The 19,152-nt window shown below is 48.2% G+C and carries 20 protein-coding genes; 14 read left to right on the top strand and 6 right to left on the bottom strand.

Annotation, left to right across the window (positions count from 1 at the left end; genetic code table 11):
* Nucleotides 1-5: 5 nt before the first annotated feature.
* Both B153_RS0103780 and lptB read left to right on the top strand, forming a co-directional pair.
* Complete coding sequence (locus B153_RS0103780; protein ID WP_020595336.1) at nt 6-1,199, top strand: MFS transporter; 1,194 nt, start codon at nt 6-8, stop codon at nt 1,197-1,199.
* Nucleotides 1,200-1,442: 243 nt separating this feature from the next.
* On the top strand, nt 1,443-2,174 hold the full coding sequence (gene lptB, locus B153_RS0103775) for an LPS export ABC transporter ATP-binding protein (protein ID WP_026261891.1): 732 nt from the start codon (nt 1,443-1,445) through the stop codon (nt 2,172-2,174).
* Here the strand turns inward: lptB and B153_RS34580 are convergent.
* Nucleotides 2,171-2,515 (bottom strand): acyl carrier protein, encoded by a 345-nt coding sequence (locus B153_RS34580; protein ID WP_020595334.1) that lies wholly within the window; start codon nt 2,513-2,515, stop codon nt 2,171-2,173. The genes lptB and B153_RS34580 overlap by 4 nt on opposite strands.
* 36 nt (nt 2,516-2,551) lie before the next feature.
* Nucleotides 2,552-3,244 (bottom strand): DNA repair protein RecO, encoded by a 693-nt coding sequence (gene recO, locus B153_RS0103765; RefSeq protein WP_020595333.1) that lies wholly within the window; start codon nt 3,242-3,244, stop codon nt 2,552-2,554.
* 346 nt (nt 3,245-3,590) lie between these two features.
* Between recO and B153_RS0103755 the strand changes: the two genes are divergently transcribed.
* A complete protein-coding gene (locus tag B153_RS0103755) occupies nt 3,591-4,427 on the top strand; it encodes a fumarylacetoacetate hydrolase family protein (RefSeq protein ID WP_020595331.1) in 837 nt (278 codons plus the stop codon).
* 141 nt (nt 4,428-4,568) lie between these two features.
* Here the strand turns inward: B153_RS0103755 and B153_RS0103750 are convergent, their stop codons facing one another.
* Together B153_RS0103750 and B153_RS0103745 are read right to left on the bottom strand one after the other, a co-directional pair.
* Complete coding sequence (locus tag B153_RS0103750) at nt 4,569-5,711, bottom strand: 5-(carboxyamino)imidazole ribonucleotide synthase (protein ID WP_020595330.1); 1,143 nt, start codon at nt 5,709-5,711, stop codon at nt 4,569-4,571.
* An 82-nt stretch (nt 5,712-5,793) separates the two neighbouring features.
* The gene (locus tag B153_RS0103745) at nt 5,794-6,498 is read right to left on the bottom strand and encodes a head GIN domain-containing protein (RefSeq protein ID WP_020595329.1); all 705 of its coding nucleotides are present in this window, start codon (nt 6,496-6,498) and stop codon (nt 5,794-5,796) included.
* Nucleotides 6,499-6,745: 247 nt separating this feature from the next.
* Between B153_RS0103745 and B153_RS0103740 the strand changes: the two genes are divergently transcribed.
* On the top strand, nt 6,746-7,444 hold the full coding sequence (locus tag B153_RS0103740; protein WP_020595328.1) for an ABC transporter ATP-binding protein: 699 nt from the start codon (nt 6,746-6,748) through the stop codon (nt 7,442-7,444).
* Here the strand turns inward: B153_RS0103740 and B153_RS0103735 are convergent.
* A complete protein-coding gene (locus B153_RS0103735; RefSeq protein ID WP_020595327.1) occupies nt 7,409-8,248 on the bottom strand; it encodes an aminotransferase class IV in 840 nt (279 codons plus the stop codon). The two genes, B153_RS0103740 and B153_RS0103735, sit on opposite strands and share 36 nt — an antisense overlap.
* A gap of 80 nt (nt 8,249-8,328) precedes the next feature.
* Between B153_RS0103735 and B153_RS0103730 the strand changes: the two genes are divergently transcribed.
* The 8 genes from B153_RS0103730 to B153_RS0103690 all read left to right on the top strand — a co-directional run bounded on the left by B153_RS0103730 (nt 8,329) and on the right by B153_RS0103690 (nt 15,841).
* Nucleotides 8,329-9,831: a TolC family protein gene (locus tag B153_RS0103730; protein WP_169518468.1), complete on the top strand. Its 1,503-nt coding sequence runs from the start codon at nt 8,329-8,331 to the stop codon at nt 9,829-9,831.
* An 87-nt stretch (nt 9,832-9,918) separates the two neighbouring features.
* A complete protein-coding gene (locus tag B153_RS0103725) occupies nt 9,919-11,337 on the top strand; it encodes an efflux RND transporter periplasmic adaptor subunit (protein WP_020595325.1) in 1,419 nt (472 codons plus the stop codon).
* A gap of 139 nt (nt 11,338-11,476) precedes the next feature.
* Nucleotides 11,477-12,481: an NAD(P)H-dependent glycerol-3-phosphate dehydrogenase gene (locus B153_RS0103720; protein WP_026261890.1), complete on the top strand. Its 1,005-nt coding sequence runs from the start codon at nt 11,477-11,479 to the stop codon at nt 12,479-12,481.
* 458 nt (nt 12,482-12,939) lie between these two features.
* A complete protein-coding gene (locus B153_RS0103710) occupies nt 12,940-13,527 on the top strand; it encodes an RNA polymerase sigma factor (protein WP_020595322.1) in 588 nt (195 codons plus the stop codon).
* 99 nt (nt 13,528-13,626) lie between these two features.
* Nucleotides 13,627-14,640, top strand: coding sequence for a S1 family peptidase (locus B153_RS0103705; protein ID WP_020595321.1), 1,014 nt, complete (start codon nt 13,627-13,629; stop codon nt 14,638-14,640).
* Between the two features lie 71 nt (nt 14,641-14,711).
* Complete coding sequence (locus tag B153_RS0103700; protein ID WP_026261889.1) at nt 14,712-14,996, top strand: hypothetical protein; 285 nt, start codon at nt 14,712-14,714, stop codon at nt 14,994-14,996.
* Between the two features lie 125 nt (nt 14,997-15,121).
* Entirely contained in the window at nt 15,122-15,370 is a 249-nt protein-coding gene (locus B153_RS0103695) for a MoaD/ThiS family protein (RefSeq protein WP_026261888.1), read from the top strand.
* A gap of 60 nt (nt 15,371-15,430) precedes the next feature.
* Nucleotides 15,431-15,841, top strand: a complete 411-nt coding sequence (locus B153_RS0103690; RefSeq protein WP_026261887.1) for a molybdenum cofactor biosynthesis protein MoaE — start codon at nt 15,431-15,433, stop codon at nt 15,839-15,841.
* A 73-nt stretch (nt 15,842-15,914) separates the two neighbouring features.
* Here B153_RS0103690 and B153_RS0103685 read toward each other — a convergent pair whose 3' ends face one another.
* Nucleotides 15,915-17,042 carry an endonuclease/exonuclease/phosphatase family protein gene (locus B153_RS0103685; RefSeq protein WP_040760789.1) on the bottom strand — a complete coding sequence of 376 codons (1,128 nt, stop codon included), beginning with the start codon at nt 17,040-17,042 and terminating at the stop codon, nt 15,915-15,917.
* 189 nt (nt 17,043-17,231) lie between these two features.
* On the opposite strand from B153_RS0103685, the gene B153_RS0103680 reads away from it, so the two are divergent.
* Together B153_RS0103680 and nusA are read left to right on the top strand one after the other, a co-directional pair.
* Nucleotides 17,232-17,744 (top strand): ribosome maturation factor RimP, encoded by a 513-nt coding sequence (locus tag B153_RS0103680; RefSeq protein WP_020595316.1) that lies wholly within the window; start codon nt 17,232-17,234, stop codon nt 17,742-17,744.
* 82 nt (nt 17,745-17,826) lie between these two features.
* Complete coding sequence (nusA, locus tag B153_RS0103675; RefSeq protein ID WP_020595315.1) at nt 17,827-19,071, top strand: transcription termination factor NusA; 1,245 nt, start codon at nt 17,827-17,829, stop codon at nt 19,069-19,071.
* Nucleotides 19,072-19,152 lie beyond the last annotated feature (81 nt).

Below are 19,152 nucleotides of genomic sequence, written 5' to 3'. Positions count from 1 at the left end.
GCAGCATGGATGGCACTACCGCATCAAAATCTGTTTATAAGGCCCGGACAGCTACTCAGCTAATTTTTCTGGTTTGTGGGCTGGGTATGGCCAGTTGGGCGCCGATGGTTCCCTACGCGAAAGATCGATTGGCCTTAAACGACGCCAACCTGGGCCTACTATTACTGCTGTTGGGCGCCGGGGCCATGCTCATGATGCCTACTTCGGGGTGGCTGGTGAGTCGGTTTGGGAGTCGGATCATCATGATCGGTGCTGTTTTTTTGATGGCGCTTACGCTCCCGCTGCTGCTTATTCTTTCCGATACGACCGCCATGGCCATTACCCTGTTTTTGTTTGGTTCAGGCGTTGGGTCCGTCGATGTTGCCATGAATGCCCACGGTGTACAGGTGCAGAATCTGTTTGGAAGGCCCATTATGTCGTCCTTACATGGCCTGTTTAGTGTTGGCGGCCTGGTAGGTTCGCTGGGCCTGGGCTTTTTAATTAAGTTAGGCATTAACCCGGTCTATGCTATTGTCAGTATCGCTCTGCTGATGATCCTGATTGCGCTGACCCAGTACCAATTCTTATTTTCGGCCAATGCCGAACGGCAGGCTATAGCCCAGTTCGCCAGTGAAGCTGCGAAACCAGCCGAACCGGGACTTCGGTCTGCCTGGTTAGACAAGCGCGTCTTATTTTTAGGTATGATGTGTTTTGCCATTTTTCTGGCCGAGGGCGCCATCCTCGACTGGAGTGCCATTTTTCTGCGGGATGTCAGAGGGATTGCCCCTGAATTGGCCGGAGCGGGCTATGCGGCCTTCTCCATTGCTATGGCCGTTATGCGGTTGGTAGGGGATAAAATAGTGGCGCATTTCAACGGAAAAACGGTTGTTGTCGGGGGGAGTGTACTGGGGGCGTTGGGATTGACAATGGCGATCGTAAGTCCCTGGCTAGTGGGGGCGCTGGTTGGGTTTGTGTTGCTGGGTTTGGGCGCGGCCAATATCGTGCCGGTGTTTTTTAGCGCGGCTGGCCGGTTATCGGGTGTAACCGCAACGGTCAGTTTATCAGCCATTACAACGATGGGCTACACGGGGCTGCTGGCTGGTCCGGCTTTACTGGGTTTTATCGCCCAGTATTTCTCTTTAGCCGTTGCTTTAGGCTGCCTGGCCCTGTTATTGTTGATCGTGGCGCTGAGTTATGCTCTAAGCGGAAAGGCGAATTAACGGAGCAGCCTGGGACGACAAGTTGGCCCTGGATGACTGGTAAAGCTGACGACAAAACAGGTACTAGTCTTACCTGGACCGAGCTAAGAATTGCCCAAAGCGTCCTAATAAATGTTAATAATCCATACCAGAACTGCATCGTTGCCAAAAATGCTTGGCAGTACGTAGGAATAGCCCGACCTTTGTGGTCATGGCTGTATGTTTGCCGTAGTTCGGTTCAGGCCGTTTTGCTATTGTATTCGAATGATTCTCAGAACTGAAAATTTAATAAAGAAATACGGGTCCCGATTGGTCAACAATAACGTATCGTATCAGGTCGAAACGGGGGAGATTGTAGGGCTGCTCGGGCCCAATGGGGCGGGTAAAACTACCTCTTTTTACATGGCGGTAGGGCTGATCAAACCGAATAGCGGTAAGGTTTTTATCGATGATACCGATGTAACGGACTTACCCATGTACAAACGGGCGCGCCTGGGGCTAGGCTATCTGGCACAGGAGGCATCCGTCTTTCGCGATTTGTCGGTTGAAGAAAACATTCTGGCGGTACTCGAAATGACAAGTCTGCCCAAGCAACGCCAGAAAGAAAAAATGGAAGAGCTGCTCGAAGAATTCAGCCTGACACACGTACGCAAAAACAAAGGTAAAGTACTGTCGGGAGGAGAACGGCGTCGTACCGAAATCGCCCGTGCCCTGGCTGTCGACCCTAAATTTATCTTGCTGGACGAACCATTTGCCGGGGTCGACCCCATTGCCGTAGAAGATATTCAAAGTATCGTGGCAAAGCTGAAGCACCGAAACATTGGCATTCTGATCACCGATCACAACGTAAACGAAACGTTATCGATCACCGACCGGGCTTATTTGCTTTTTGAGGGTAAAATTCTGAAACAGGGCACAGCCGAAGAACTGGCCAATGATGAGCAGGTTCGGCGCTTATATCTGGGGCAGCATTTTGAGCTGAAACGGAAAATCTAACGTTGAAACGCTCGATGTACGACATCATAAAGCTCGCCAACGGTAAACGCATGAATGATTGGTTTATGACCAGTGCCAAACCACCAAAGGGCTGGCCAACCCTCTCCATCAAATAAATATTCGTTCGGTTGAAGGCCAAAAACACTTCTTAGGTCATTTTCATCATTGATCAATGAAATGCCAAAGTGTTTTTCAACCGCATCCAGAAGTTCAACCCCGTCATCTCCTGTAATACCTAATTCTTTTTCAAAAAGGGTTGTGGGTGAAATACTTTTTTTAGGAGAATAACCCGAAAATTCTCGAATAAAATCGGCAAACTGATCAAAATTTGGCGGTTCCATACGTCTATTACGGAAGCATTAAAAGCATTGAAAACGCTATCCCAGCACTTCTCGAAGAACAGGCAGTGATTTGACCTCACCGATTGAATCGATATGGATCTGATAGTAACCGACCAGCGCATCCAGCAACTCATTTCGGGCCGACCGGGAGAGCTTGATTGGGGTGCCAAGCGGTTGCCGAAGCATGGTGTTGAGGGCTATTTCCATTTCGGTATCGGGTAGAAATGGGTAGGAGTTTTCTCGGAGTTGATTTTCAAATTCGCGGGCCGATTCGGGGCCAAAGCCCAGAAAGAAAGAGAGTTTGAGTAAAAAGGCCAGGTGGAAATTCTCGAAGTGGGTACGGGCTGTTTCCAGGAAAAGGATTGAGTCGACCAGAAATCGGAACAACGCCGGATTCGGTGCCTCTTCTTTCAGGACCTTGTTCAATAGCTCGGTCACAAATAAGGCAATCGTCGACTTGCTGACATCGAAAGGAATACTCTGAAAGGGATAGCTTGTTTTAAGCTCCGATAGCCGGTGTAAATCGCGGTCGGGCTTATTGTAAACAACCATATCCAGTAAGGTCAGCGGCTGAAACAGAGCAATTTTGTTATTCTTGCTGCGGGCCGTTCGGACGCTATTGACCAGGTAACCCTGGAGGCCAAATTCTTCGGTGTAGATACGGGCAATAATGGAAGTTTCGCGGTAACGAATGTAGCTGAGGGCAATTCCCTGCGTTTTTTGCAGCATTGTAAGTTGACCGCCGAAGCGGTTGAGCATGATTCGACTAAGATAACTCTTTTTCTACGAAATTCCGGCCCAATCCCTAAATTTCGATCTGCCCCAGGCGAAGGCAACCGACCTGCCTGAGGCCAGTGCGTGTACACACTAACGTGACGGTACGGCAGTCCATTGGCTCGGATAAATAGTATACCATCACATAGTCAGTTAATCAACGATTGACGTATTAATTAATGGACGATTTCAGCCCGGTCGACCTGGGATCAGGTATACATTCAGCTATCCGATGGGCTGAACCCAATGAAGTAAAAGTAAAAACAATCGTACTTTGTAAAAATGAATTCACCTTTAGTCTATGAAACTGTATAAAACCCGTTCCGGCATCGTTGTAGAAAACGAAACAAAGTTTTACACCATGCCCGATGCTGATTGGGATGAACTGGTAAACCGGGATGATTTGCACGAGTTTTTGAATACGTTTACCGCCCTGCCAGCCATCTCCGACGAAGGTCAGGCCTGGATACAGGCTGGATTACTGGCTCCTATTGGCCGACAGGAGGTCTGGGCATCTGGGGTAACGTACCTGCGGAGCCGGAATGCCCGTATGGAAGAATCCAAAAAATCAGGGGGGGATAACTTCTACGATCGGGTTTATGATGCCGAACGGCCAGAATTATTCTTCAAAGCAACCCCCGAACGGGTGGTCGGGCCAGGAGCGAATGTCCGTATCCGTGCCGATTCAACCTGGAATGTTCCCGAACCCGAACTGACCCTGTTTATCACCTCGACCGGGAAAATAGTGGGGTATACCTGCGGCAATGACATGAGTTCGCGGAGTATAGAAGGCGAAAACCCACTTTATCTGCCACAGGCAAAATCCTACGATGGAAGCGCTGCCCTGGGCCCCTGTCTGTACGTCCCCGAATCGCCCATTTCGCCCGAATCGACCATCCGTCTGGAAATTGTTCGGAACGAGCAGGCTGTTTTTACCAATAGCATTGCCATTAGCCAGATGAAACGCCAGCATACTGAACTGGTTTCGTTTCTTTTTCGGGAGTGTTCTTTCAAAAACGGATGCTACCTCATGACCGGAACCGGCATTGTGCCTTCCGATGATTTTACCCTCAATTCGGGTGATGAAATCAGCATTACCATCGATGGCATTGGTACGCTTACCAACGTGGTCGAATAAAACGGAAGTTTTGTCGATTTGAGCGATTTATCGAAAAAAGGGTTTTGCGGAATTGACGAACTGTGCCAACAGATTCGTCAATTCCGCAAAACCCTTTTTTTAGGGGATCAAGCCAATAGCAATTCGCGATGGGACAACAAGCTATTCGGAAGCAATTACTTTGATGCCCTGTCTAACGTCCGCCACTTTTTCACGTAAAGCGTCCAGCGAATCGTCCATGACGGTTACGTGCCCCATTTTTCGAAACGGTTTGGTAATGGCTTTTCCGTAAAAGAACGGAAACACACCGGGCATGGCCAGCAAGGCTTCCAGCCCTTCGTACTGGGCCGGGCCTGTATGGCCGTCTTCGCCCAGCAGATTAATCATAGCAGCAGGCTGATAGGCAGCGGTATCACCTAACGGGTAATTTAGAATGGCCCGCCAGTGTTGCTCAAACTGCGAAGTGACATTGGCCCGGATCGTGTGGTGACCGCTATTGTGCGGCCGAGGGGCTACTTCATTAATCAGCACATTCCCCGCCTTATCAAGAAATAACTCGACGGCCAGCAATCCAACGATGCCAAATGCTTCAGCCGTTTGCCGGGCAATCGTTTGGGCTCGCTGATCAATCGCTTCGGAGATTTCGGCGGGGGCAAACAGGTACTCGACCAGGTTATGTTCGGGATGAAAGACCATCTCCACTGTCGGGAAGGTCTGGATGGCCCCCTGTTCATTTCGGGCCACAATGACCGCCAGTTCTTTTTCAAAGTCGACGGCTTTTTCCAGTACGCCCGGTGCATCGAACGCTTTGCCGACATCGGCAACGGACGCGATTCGCTGAACACCTCGCCCATCATACCCATCGCGACCGAGTTTGTGAAAAGCAGGTAGAAAATCGGGTTGCTGGATTTCCAGCATCGCTACGTCAGCCCGGTTCTCGGTCAGGATAAAGTCGGCGGTTGGGAGGTTGTGGTCCCGGTAAAATTGTTTCTGTAGTCGTTTATCCTGAATGGTTCGGATAACCGAAGGCTGCGGATACACACGTTTGCCTTCGCGTTCGAGGGCTTCCAGCGCTTCGACGTTGACGCGCTCAATTTCGATCGTAAGCACATCAACGGCTTGCCCGAATTGGTAGACTGTGTCGTAATCGGTAAGCGATCCCTGCACAAACTGGCTGCAAAGATGCCGACAGGGCGCTTCGGTATCGGGATCGAGAATATGAACGCGCAGATTCCAGTCAATAGCGGCTTGTAAAAGCATCAGGCCAAGCTGGCCCCCGCCAAGAATACCAATAGTAGGTGTCACGTTTAGTGAACGAGTGAAAGAGTGAATAAGTAGGCAAAGTTACTTGCTCACCCTTTCACTCGTTCACTCGTTCGCGCTTTTTCTAGTCTCTGCGCTTAATATCGCCACCACCCGACTCACTTTTCGAGAGTACTTTAGCCGAGCCGGAGTAATAAATATCGGCCCCACCGGAGGCTTTCATGGTCAGTTCCTGGTTAGCATTAACGTATACATCGGAGCCACCCGATGAATTGGCATTGCAAATATCGACGGTCAGTTTACGGGCATCCAGGTCAGCACCCCCAGAGCCGTGGGCATTGAGTGTCCGGGCAGAGCCTTGTAAAATCGCATCCGCTCCACCCGAGGCAGATACATTCAGTTCGTCGGCTTTGAGGTCCAGTTTTACATCCGAGCCGCCAGAAGCTTCCAGGTTTAAGTCATTGAACGACAGTCGGCCCTGCCCAAATACATCGGCCCCTCCCGACGCCTGTAAATTGCTCAACTGTTTGAAAGTTACGTAAGCTTTTACGTAGTTGTTACGCCCGAAATTCCAGCCGCTAAATCCTTTCCGTTCAATGTATAATTTCAGGGTTCCGTTTTTAACTTCGGTAATTACCCGATCTTCGTCAATGCCTTTTGCTTCGAGCGTTACTTTTTCCGAATTGCCCTGAGTCAGATAAACGTCGATGCCGCTGCTGACACTCAGGCCGCTGAAGCCCGAAACGGATCGGTCTTTTTTCCAGTCCTGAGCCTGGAGAGTAGACAGGCTGGTGCTTAAAAGAATCGTAGCGAAGAAGATGGTTTTCATTGGCAGTTTGTTTTTGGATTTTTGAAGAAGATGACAAAACTTTCGGCTGCGTTGCATCCCAACTCAAAAAAGATGTCCGATTTCAATGGTAGCTTTGTCCGTTACCGGACGGTGTTTGGTAAGTAACTATATCTAATTACTTATAAGTCAGATGACTATGACTTTGGCACGACGGTTGAGTAACGTAGAAAAACGCCATCGGGCGATCTCTTAACTGAACGAACATAATTTCAAAAGTAAACTAAATATGATTCAACTACGCAACGTCTCCAAGTTCTATCCGGCGGGTTTTGGCCGGGTGTATGTGTTGCGCAATATCAATCTCGACATTGCTCAGGGTGAGTTCGTTTCCATTATGGGGCCGTCGGGTTCAGGTAAATCCACTCTGCTGCATATTCTGGGATTATTGGAAGAACCTTCTGAAGGCGAATACTTCTTTGATGATCAGCCCGTACAGAAATTGTCGGAGAAACGCCGGACCGAACTGCACCGCACCCGGATCGGTTTCGTATTTCAGGCCTATCACCTGATTGATGAATTGACGGTTTATGAAAACATTGAAACTCCATTACTCTACAAGGGGCTGAGTGGCTCTGAACGGAAAAGCCGTGTGGCCGAATTGCTTGATCGCTTCAACATGGTGGCCAAGAAAGACCTGTTCCCATCGCAGTTATCGGGTGGACAGCAGCAGTTGGTGGGTATTGCCCGGGCGTTGGCTGCCGAGCCTTCCGTTATTTTTGCCGATGAACCCACGGGTAACTTACATTCTGACCAGGCCCGCGATATTATGGAGTTGTTTCGCGAACTGAATAAAAAAGATGGTGTAACCATTGTACAGGTCACTCACTCCGAAACGAATGCAGAATATGGTACACGTATCCTTCGTCTGAAAGATGGCTGGCTGGACGATTCAGCCGTGAAGTTGAGCGAACAGGAGGTGAAGTAACGCCAGCGTATCCGATGATGAGGTCGGTGCTGTCCAGAGACCGTTCACTTGCCGAAACCACTGAATTCCCATTACGTTCGTACAGAATATCGCTTCTGCCTGCCTGAGTGCTGTTGGTTGGAATGTGCCCTCCTGAATGGTGAGGCCTACAGGGGAGGCTAGCCTGAGCAGTTGCCGACGCAGAATGCCGTTGATGCAACCTGTTTCGAGCGAAGGCGTAAAAAGGGATTGCTGTTTAAGCCAGAATAGGTTAGAGGCTAAACATTCGGACAGGTTTCCGTTCGTATCGAGCAGAATGACCTCGTCGAGCCGATGCTGTTGTTTATACAGACCAGCTAGTACGTAGGGGAGGCTATTGATCGTCTTAAATAAAGAGACAGGCGATCCCGATAGCCGAAAGTCCTCATAGATGCCTACCCTTGCCTTTTCGCTTATTGAAAACGAGCTGCCTGGTTTGGTGGTAATGAGCAGATTAAACTGGTTTCGGGCTGGGGTATACAAGCCACCTGGCTGGCGCCAAACCTGAACTTTAATCCGGGCTGACTGATCGGTTAGTTTATTGACCGAAAGAAGCGTCTGAATATGTTGATGAACGGTTTCGGCGAAATGGGGTTCAGGCTGATTGAGTTGCAGGGCGGCCATGCCCGCAAGGAGCCGTTGCAGATGGTCGGCCCAGAACCAAAGCCGTTGATTCTCGTACCGAATTGTTTCAAAAAGACCGTCGCCGTACTGAAAAGCCCGGTCATTTGCCGACAGGCAAAAGTCAATCTCAGAAAGTACATCCGAATTATAAACCAGAAACATACTTAGTTTGCGCCGTTTATCCCAAAATGATAGTGGCACCGAAGGTAAGTTTGTAACATTGAACCATCAAAATTATGAGTATGCAGCGCGTGCTTTTTTTAGGAATTGGAATCGTTGGGTGTCTGCTAAACACCCGTCCGACGACCGTACAAGCGCAGAGCGCATCAACGGCTGTAACAGCGGGTACACCCCAAAAGGATACGCTACCTGTGCTGAATTTGCCGCAGTGTATTGAAATTGCCTTACAAAATAATATTACCGTTCGGCAGGGCCAGCTACAGGTTCAAAGCAGCAACCTGCAACTGAAGCAGTCAAAGTTTAATCAACTGCCTACCATCAACGGCTTTGCTTCCCAGGGATTTAGTGCCGGTCGGAATATTAACCCCGGTACGAACCAGTTTGTTGATGTAGCGGTTCGGTCCAACAACCTTCAGCTTTCCGGTTCGATGCCTATTTTTCAGGGGTATCAACTTCGAAATCTGATCCGTCAGAACCAGACGATTGTTCAGGCTACGGAAAAAGAACTGGCTGCTACTGAAAATAACGTTATCCTGAATGTGATTCAGCAGTATCTGAATGTACTGACAGGAGCCGAGCAGTTGAATGTGGCGCGTCGGCAGGCCGAAACGTCGCGTTTACAGGTCGATCGTACACAACGGCTGGTGAATGCAGGCTCGGCACCTGAAGCCAATCTGTATGAGATTAAAGCTACCCTGGCCAATGATGAACTGGCGATTGTAAACGCTCAGAATACCGTCGATCTGGCTAAACTGGCACTGCTTCAGGCCATGAACCAGCCAGGTGGGCAGCCGTTCGAAATCGAATACATCAAGCTACCCGATCCGCGTATCGAAGGCTATGAAGTATCGGCCCTGCAGGTGTATGAAAGCGCTTTGGCTACTCAGCCACAGGTTCTTGCAGCCGACTTGCGCACGCAGAGTGCTAAAATAGGCATTGATGTAGCTAAAGCCGGTCTTTACCCCCGGCTCACACTCAGCGGCAACCTGTCGACCTTATATTCTACCGTGGGGCTGCAACGGTTTATTGCGGATGGAACGACAAATGTAAATTCAACCAGTGCGCTGGTGACCCTGGGTGGGGTAACACAGCCTGTTACCATCAGCACAACGTCGCCGGGTGGGTACAACGAAACCTATCGTTTCTTTGAGCAATTGAGCAATAACCTGAACCGGGGCGTTTCGCTGAACCTCAACATTCCCATATTCACGAACCGTCAGTATCGAACGAATGTAACGAATGCCGTCATTCAGCAGCAAAATGCCCAACTGACCGCTGATAATACCCGTTTGCAGTTGCGTCAGCAAATTGAAACGGCGTATACCAACCTGTTGGCAGCTTCAAATCGGTACCGGGCTACCGAAGCATCCGTCGCTTCGCTGGAGCGAGCCTTTCAGGCATCAGAAAGCCGATTCAATGCAGGCGCGATCAACGCCGTCGATTATAGTCTGGCCAAACTTCGGCTCGACAATGCCCGTGCCCAATTGGTGCAGGCGAAATATGATTACGTTTTCCGGACGAAAATTTTAGATTTTTACCAAAATAAACCGCTTAGTTTTAATTAATGAGCGAAAGAGCGAACAGTTGAAAGAGTGATCTTTTCGAGTACAAACGCTTTTTCGCTCATTCATTCTTTCGCTCGTTCATTCATTATGAAGAAGAAATCAAACCGTATCTGGTGGATATTAGGTGGCGTACTTGTACTGATCATTGGTGGGCTGGTAGCAGCCAAACAATCCGGAATTATTGGAAAACCGAAAGCTACTGAAGTCGATTTTGCCTCCGTCAAGCGATTAAATGTCACGGAGCGGGTGAGTGCATCGGGCCGTGTACAGCCCCAGGTTGAAGTAAAAATCAGCCCGGATGTGTCGGGGGAGATCATTGGCCTGTATGTCAATGAAGGCGATCCTGTTAAAGCGGGGCAGCTCCTGTGCCGTATTCGCCCGGACAACTATGAATCCATGATGGCTCGGGCCAAAGCGACCGTCAATCAGAGCAAAGCGCAGTTAGAACAATCCAAAGCGTCGGTGGCCCAGTCGAGTGCTCGGCTGATTCGGTCAAAGGCCGACTACGAACGGAATAAAAAACTGTTTGCTGATAAGGTGATTTCATCGGCTGATCTGGAAACCAGCGAAGCCAACTACAACGTAGCCCAGCAGGAAGTGGAAGCGGCAAAAGCCAACGTGCGGGCCGCTCAGTTCAACATCCAGAGTGCAGAGGCCAATCTGCGCGATGCCAGCGAAAACCTTCGCAAAACCACCATCTATTCGCCTGTCAACGGAACCGTATCCAAGCTTAATATAGAATTGGGTGAGCGGGTTGTAGGAACTTCGCAAATGGCGGGTACTGAAATCATGCGCATTGCCAATCTGCAAAATATGGAGGTCCGGGTGAATGTCAACGAGAACGATATTGTCCGGGTAAATCTGGGCGATACGGCCGATATTGAAGTAGACTCATATACTACGGCGGGCCGCAAGTTTAAGGGGGTTGTGTATGAAATTGCCAATACGGCCAATGGAATGACCAGTTCGTCGGGCTCGGCGGCAGCCGCTTCAGTTTCGAGTGATGCCGTAACGGAATTTGAGGTAAAAGTAAAAATCCTTAATAACTCGTATGCTGATCTGCTGGCCGAGAAAGATAAAAAGGGCTATCCTTTCAAACCCGGCATGACGGCCTCGGTCGAAATTATTACTGATCGTAAAATGGGTGTACTGGCTGTGCCGATTGCGGCAGTTACCACACGGGGAGCCGATTCTACAGCTGTCGATACCGAAAAAATGGCGGATAACAGCAATGGCACCGTAGCGGAGAAGCCAGCCAGCCAGATCGAGAAGAAAGATAAGCCTAAAGAGATCGTCTTTGTCAATGTGGGAGGGAAAGCCAGGCAACGTGAAGTCAAAACCGGCATTAGCGACTTTGAAAATATTGAGGTTGTATCGGGCCTGAAACCAGGCGAACAGATTATTTCGGGGCCCTTCATCGCTGTCTCAAAAAAGCTTAAAGATGGTGAGTTAATCACGAAGCGAGATCCCAAAAAGAATAAGAAAAAAGAGGATAAAGAAGAGTAGTCAGAACCGGGATTTAACGAATTCGTGGATTTCAGAGATGTTGTTAGCCACTTCTGAGAAGCAGGCGAAACGAACAAAATCTGCGGAATCCACGAATCCGTTAAATCCCGGTTCTGATTTTATTTCTTTTCTTTACCCCATGAAAGTAACACAACCTGTACGGCTGACCATGGTGGGTGGAGGAAGTTGGGCCACGGCGCTCGTCAAAATCCTCTCCGAAAATAACGTCAATATAAAATGGTGGCTTCGCAAAGCCTCTGATGCGGAACACATTAAGAAATTTGGGCATAATCCAAGCTATCTGAGCGATGTACAGATCAATACGCGGAAGGTAAAAATTTGTACCAAAATCCGGGACGCCGTTCGTGATAGTGATTTTATTATTCTGGCCGTTCCGGCAGCTTTTGTCTCAGATGCCCTCAAAGGTTTAACTCCTGGTCATTTTGCTGGGAAATTTGTGATTTCGGCCATTAAAGGGATGATCCCCGAGGCTAATCAACTCGTTACCGATTGGGTCAGCGATCGGTACGGCGTTCCTGCTGAACGTATTTCAGTCATTGCCGGGCCATGCCATGCAGAGGAAGTGGCTCTTGAAAAACAATCATACCTGACCATCGCTTCACCCGATCCCACTTCGGCCCAGAAGGTGGCTGATTTGCTTCGCTGCCGGTTTGTACAGACCACTCCCGTCGATGATATCTATGGAATCGAGTACAGTGCGGTCATGAAGAATATTATAGCACTGGCTTGCGGCATTACGCATGGGCTAGGCTATGGCGATAACTTTCAGGCCGTTCTGGTTTCCAATGCCATGCAGGAAATTAAGCGATTTGTCGATGCCGTCTATCCCAAACACCGGGACTTGAGCGGTTCAGCCTATCTGGGTGACTTACTGGTGACCGCATACTCTCCCTTTAGCCGCAACCGAACCTTCGGAACATTAATTGGAAGAGGCTATACGATCCAGTCGGCTCAGGCCGAAATGAATATGATTGCCGAAGGGTATTACGCTGTGAAAAGTATACACGCCATTAACGAGAAATTTGGCGTCAATATGCCCATTACCAATGCTGTATACAACATCCTTTATGAACGGGCTGCCCCGACCCTAGAGATGAATGGATTAAAAGGTATGCTGATGTAGAGGAGTTGTGGGTGGCCTAATCTGTGTAGAAGCAAAAAGCCCCCTGACCTGTCAGAGGGCTTAATACCGTATATAGCGTTGTCGGTAAAAGTTACCGGCAGTTGTGCCTTAGCAAAAATTACTTCGCGCTATCTGCAGACATCGTCGAAGCCGAATCCGTAGCCATCGTAGAGTCTGTAGCTGCAGTAGAGTCAGACATCATAGTCGAGGTAGAATCGGTCGTAGTGGTCTCAGTTTCAGTTTTTTTCGAGCTGCAAGACGTAGCCAGGGCGATCATAGCCATGAAAAAGAAGGCAGATTTCGTGATTGCTTTCATAGTTTTGAGAAAGTTTTCGTTTAAGTGATTAATGATTAATGTCAACCTTAATACCCGATCGGGAAAAAGGTAACCCACTATTTTTTAAATTTTTTTTGGGTTACGTATCAGGCATTTTTGTATTAAGTAATGACTCGACTCAATGAAGGAAAGTAAGCACCCCGTATGGACTGATGAAGAGTTGCTTATGGGGTTGGCCAATGGCTCCGACGACGCGCTTGGGCAGTTGTATCGCCGGTACTTTCCAATGGTTATTCACCTGGTGATGACCAACACAGGTACTGAGGACGATGCGAAGGATATTTATCAGGAAGCGCTGATTGTCCTGTATGAAAAAGTGAGGAGTGGGTCGCTGGAGTTGCATTGCCAACTGAAAACGTACCTATATTCAGTAAGCAGGCGATTATGGCTTAAGCAACTGACGCAGCGGAGTCGATTTATGGTGCGCGATATTGAATCGCCTGTGTCGGACGACATGGCGCTGGAGCATCTGACGGATGACCTGTCTGTGCACGAAGAGCGCGACCGCCAGTTTGACCTGATGGCTGATTCGCTTGACCGGCTTGGTGAACCCTGCCGGACCTTGCTGGAGGACTTTTATATTCGGCATCTGAGCATGCAGGATATAACCGAAAAGTTTGGCTATACCAATGCCGACAATGCCAAAACGCAGAAGTACAAATGTCTGATGCGGTTGAAGCGGCTTTTCTTTTCGGAGTATAAACAGTAATAGGTTATACGGTTAAAGAGTTGTTGAGGTGCCTGCTAAATCAGTCCCTTCGCAGCTTGCAAACCCTATAACGTTTCAACCAGACAACTTTCTTTAGAAATGGACGAGGAAAGAGACATAGAAAACGCTTTGCATGCCTATGGGGAGCGAATCCGGTTTAAACAGCGGCTGGCGAAGATTCATGCGAACACCGATATGAAGGCTATGCGTCGGGCGGCAGATTCGTATCAATCCGGTCTGGAGCAGTCGGGGCAGATTCGTGAATTATGGAAAACCTACCGCACCACGCTGGCTGTAGCGGCATCGGCGGCTATCATAACCACATTCGGCTCTATTTTTCTATATCGGTCGTATCAGCAAAGTCATAAGCAGGAGCAGCAATATAGCCAGTTAAGCAAAGAGATTCAGGCCGTTAAGTCGTCGCAGCGGAAGCTATGGAGCGATCTGAACGGACGCGGACGGGCGTTAAGCCTGAATCCAGGTCAGGTAGCCGGCACGGGTTTCCTCATCACTGGTGATGGTTACTTTGTTACTAATAACCACATCATCCGGGATGCCGACTCGGTATATGTGCAAAGCAATAAAGGGGAAGTCTATAAGGCCAGGGTCGTATATGCCGATCAGCCGCATGATCTGGCTTTCCTGCAACTTTGCGACGATAGCGCCTTTCGCCCCTTACCGCCGGTACCGTATAGCTTCGATGCCCACTCGTCCGATTTGGGTGAGCGCGTTTATACACTGGGGTATCCGCGCGAAGAAATCGTGTATGGCGAAGGATATTTAAGTTCAGGTACTGGATACCGGGGCGATTCAACGGCTTATCAGGTGGCCATTGGCGTCAACCCAGGAAACTCGGGTGGGCCACTCCTGAATGAAAAAGGAGCCATAATCGGTATCATCAGTGGTAAGCAAACCACGTCGGAAGGGGTAAGTTTCGCGGTGAAAACAAACTACCTGCTCGAATCCCTGAATAGTATTCCTGCCGATTCACTAAAAGGGCAGCCTGTGCGGCTAAATCGAAAAAATACGCTGGCTACCTTATCCCGGAAGCAACAGATCAAGCGCATGCAGGACTATGTGTATCAGGTAAAAGTGTTTAAGCACAAAGAATAAAAAACGGCTGAGGGGACTAAACAATGCGATTCGGGTTTGAGTTATTGAAACGAAATAATAACTCAACAACCATGAAAAAGCTCACAATACTGACTGCCATGCTGCTTATGTCGACGGGTGTCGTCGTGTTCGGTCAGGATACGAAAGAAAAAGCAAAAGAAGCAGCCCACCAGGCGAAAGAAACAACCAAAGCTGCAGGGCGTAAAGTAGGCCGCGAAGCCGATAAAGCCGGTGACAAGATCTCGAAAGCAGCCAAAAACACGAAAGAAGACGTTAAAGATGGAACAGATAAAGCGCTCGATAAGGCCGACCGTAAAATGAAAAAGGCCGAGCGCAAACTGGATAAATCAAAATAAGAATGTAGTCGTGTTCGAAAACGGTGTTACCCTGAAAAGAAGTAACACCGTTTTTTATTCGGGTAGAGCGAACTTCAATCGGCGGTTGATGCGTTGTCTGAATAACTATTCTCATGGAGTTACTCATGAATTCATCTGTTTCGGTGCTGCTGTTTGGAGTTACCCGCGATCTGACGGGGCAGTCGAAGGTTTCGGTTCCCTTGTCTGAAGAAGCTCGTGTGGCCGATTTGCTTAGCCAATTGAATCAACAGTACCCGGCTTTGGCTGGTATTCGTTCGTTGTTGGTAGCTGTCAACGGTGAGTATGCTGAAACCGATCAGATCCTCCATATTAACGACGAAATCGCATTGATCCCTCCGGTTAGTGGAGGGTAATATGAACGAATGAAGCCCAAGCGAATTGAACCTTCGCGTGCTCGCTTCCACCTTTATCGTATGATTACACTTACTTCTGACCCGATTGATGTAGCTACAGCGCTGCATCATCTCCAATCTTCACAGGCTGGCGCTATTGATTTTTTTCTGGGCGTAGTTCGGGATAATACGCAGCAACGCCCTGTTGATCGACTGGAATACGAAGCCTACGACCGAATGGCAATCAGCGAAATGCAAAAAATTGCCGACCAGGCCCAGAACCAATGGCCAATTCTTCGATATACCATCATCCATCGGAAGGGTATTTTACAAGTCGGGGAAATTGCTGTGCTGATCGGGGTCGCTACTGCGCATCGGGCCGATGCCTTTGAGGCCTGTCGGTTCATTATCGATACCATCAAGCAAACTGTACCCATCTGGAAAAAAGAAGTGTTTACAGATGGTCAACAATGGGTGAATGCCCACCCTTAATATAATGCCAGCGGGAGTGTATGATAAGTGAAAATAGGCGTGACCAATAGCTATTACGCACTTCTCCTATGTATTATTTCAAAAGATAGGTTCCGACGATAGGGTAGTGGTCGGAATAAGTTGTGTAATTGATGGTCTCGAAGTTTAAGACAGACAATTTGGGGTCGTGAAACTGATGATCGATGCGGATAAATTTAGGTAGTCGATTATACGTAAAGCCGAAGCCTCGTCCGGCATCTTCAAAACTATTGGGCAATACCCGACGCATTCGTTCATAGACGACACTATACGGCGTATCGTTATGATCGCCGGTTACAATTACAGGATAAGGGCTTGCCCGAACATACTCCTCAACCCGTCGTACTTCATTATTTCGGTCGATAAAGCCCATACGAAGCGCACTTAACACACCCCGCGTTTCATGTTGAACGCCTTTCATTTCGTTCTGCCGCAGAACCCGACCTACCCGAATACCCATTGAATGCAGGTGTACATTGATGATACGTATGGTATCATTACCGATTTTGATATTCGCCCAAACCAGGCCATTGTGAGTTTCAAACACTTCTCGTCCTGAATCGACAATCGGAAATCGCGAGAATATAGCTACCCCAATGTCACCATTCGCTTTGTGACCTTCTTCAGGGTGTAACAAAGCGTTATAGGCATAACCCGCCTGACTGAACCGACTCAGCAGGTCATAGTCGGGGATATTGCTTTGGGTAAACGTTTCCTGGAAGCACTTGATGGGGGCATCGAAACGGATCACATAGTTTAGCATGCGCTGGGGCAACACCTTGTTTGAATTGAGCGCTGGGGTGTCGTTTACGCCAAATTCATTGAACTGATGAACATTATAGCTGAACACTTTTATTGGTGTACCCGGACTTTGGGGGGCTGTAGGCGAATGCCAGACAAACGTGCGGGCACCAAACAGAAAAATACCTAGTAGTATAACCAGGCCAGATAGCCAGCTTCGCCAAGGGCGCGTAGTAAGCCATAGACAGGTAACAACAAAATTCAGCCCCCAAACAATGGGAATACTAATCATGACCATACCTGCCGACCAGTGTTCAATCTGTAAACTATACAGAAGCCAATAAGCCAGACAGGTATATAAAGCCAGCATTAAATTGATCGACCACAACAACGACCGAAAGAAAAAGGAGATAAGTTGTCCGACCCGAGTTCGTATTGTCATATTATCGGCCTTGAGCGCGCCAGATAGCTAATTGATGGGCCAAAAATAAGATATTGCATTGGCAACGTATATAACCGAGTTCACTCTGTGTTTGCTAAACCCGCAAAAACCTATTATATTTGTGCATTAAAACCATATGGCATTGATTAAAAAAGGGAGTCGCACTCCCTTTTTTGTTAGCCCTACCTTATGGACGATAAAGCAAAAGTAACTGAACTGCTTCAGCCTTATTTGGCAAATGAGCGGTTGTATATTGTTGATTGCCAGATAGCTGGTCGGCAGGGTGGCCGGATTAAAGTAACCATCCTGCTGGATAGCGATGAGGGAATTACGATTGACGAGTGTGCCGAAATCAGCCGTAAATTAGGCGCACAAATGGATGAGATGAATTTTTTTGGCGAATCTCCCTTTGTACTGGAAGTTTCGTCACCGGGAGTCGATTTCCCACTAAAATTCAGGCGTCAGTACGTTCGAAACATAGGTCGCACATTGGTGGTGACATTGGCAGACGGGAAAACGCAGAAAGGAAAATTAATTTCGGTAGCCGACGATCATATCGTTTTGGCTATTGAACCGGAAAAAAAATCAAAAAGTAAAAAGAAAAAAGAAGCTGATTTAATAGCTGAAGTGACTCCGGTTGGTCCTACGCCGATCTCGTTTGAGCAGATTAAAAAAGCGAATGTAGAAATATCTTTTAAATAGTTTTCGGTTTGCTGTTTTCGGTTAGTTAGAAAATAATCAACAGCAGACAGTGAACTGAAAACAGTAGACTGAGAACAGAAAAATGACCAGTGGACTTTTAATTGAATCGTTTGCTGACTTTGCCCGGTCGAAAAATATCGACCGGCCTACGATGATCGCTATTCTGGAAGATGTTTTCCGGACAATGATTCGTAAAAAATTTGGCACCGACGAAAATTTCGACGTGATTATCAACGCCGAGAGCGGTGACCTCGAAATGTGGCGGACCCGCGAAATTGTGGATGATAATTCCGAAGATATCTGGGATTATGACAAAATTCCGCTTGCCGAAGCCCGTAAAATCCAGGACGACTTTGAGGTTGGCGAACAGGTGGCCGAAGAGGTTAAACTGGAGGATTTTGGCCGTCGGGTCGTGCAAACGGCTCGTCAGACGTTGATCCAGAAGATAAAGGACATGGAGAAAGAACTCCTTTATCAAAAGTACAAAGATCAGGTTGGCGATCTCGTCAGTGCCGAAGTGTATCAACTTCTGAAGCATGAAATTATTCTGGTCGACAGCGAAAACAATGAGTTAAGTCTGCCCCGAACAGAACAAATCTCGAAAGATCGCTACCGGAAAGGTGAAGCCGTAAAAGCAGTGATCAGTCGGGTCGATATGCTGAACGGTACACCTAAAATTGTTCTATCCCGAACATCACCAGTATTTTTGGAGCGCCTGTTTGAAATCGAAGTGCCTGAAATTTACGATGGTCTGATTTCAATCCGTAAAATTGTTCGGGAGCCAGGCGAACGCGCCAAGGTTGCCGTTGAATCCTACGACGACCGCATTGATCCGGTTGGGGCCTGCGTAGGGATGAAGGGGTCCCGTATCCACGGTATTGTGCGCGAACTGGGCAATGAAAATATTGATGTAATCAATTATACGGAAAACCTTGAACTACTCATTAGTCGTGCGTTAAGTCCGGCCAAGATCAGTTCGATGCAGATTGATCGCGACCATAAGCGGGTATCTGTTTTCCTAAAACCCGATCAGGTTTCTCTCGCGATCGGAAAAGGTGGGCAGAATATTAAGCTCGCTGGCCGGTTGGTGGATATGGAGATCGACGTATTCCGCGATAATGAAGGTCAGGAAGATGATGAAGACGTCGACTTAATGGAATTCTCCGATGAGATTGACGGTTGGATGATTGAGGAGCTTCGCAAAGTTGGTCTGGATACGGCTAAGAGCGTGCTGGCCTTAAGCAAAGAAGAACTCGTTCGCCGAACGGATCTGGAAGAAGATACTGTTGAGGAGATTGTTAATATTCTGAAACAGGAGTTTGAGTAAAGTTTGTAATTGTGATTGAAGGCTGGTTGCCAGCGTGGTGAGTAGTGAAAAACAGGCGTAATTTCCCCATCCTTATTCCTG

Origin of the sequence: Spirosoma panaciterrae DSM 21099 (genome assembly GCF_000374025.1) — a bacterium.
GTDB lineage: Bacteria > Bacteroidota > Bacteroidia > Cytophagales > Spirosomataceae > Spirosoma > Spirosoma panaciterrae.
This window is presented reverse-complemented; position numbering and strand designations above follow the sequence as displayed.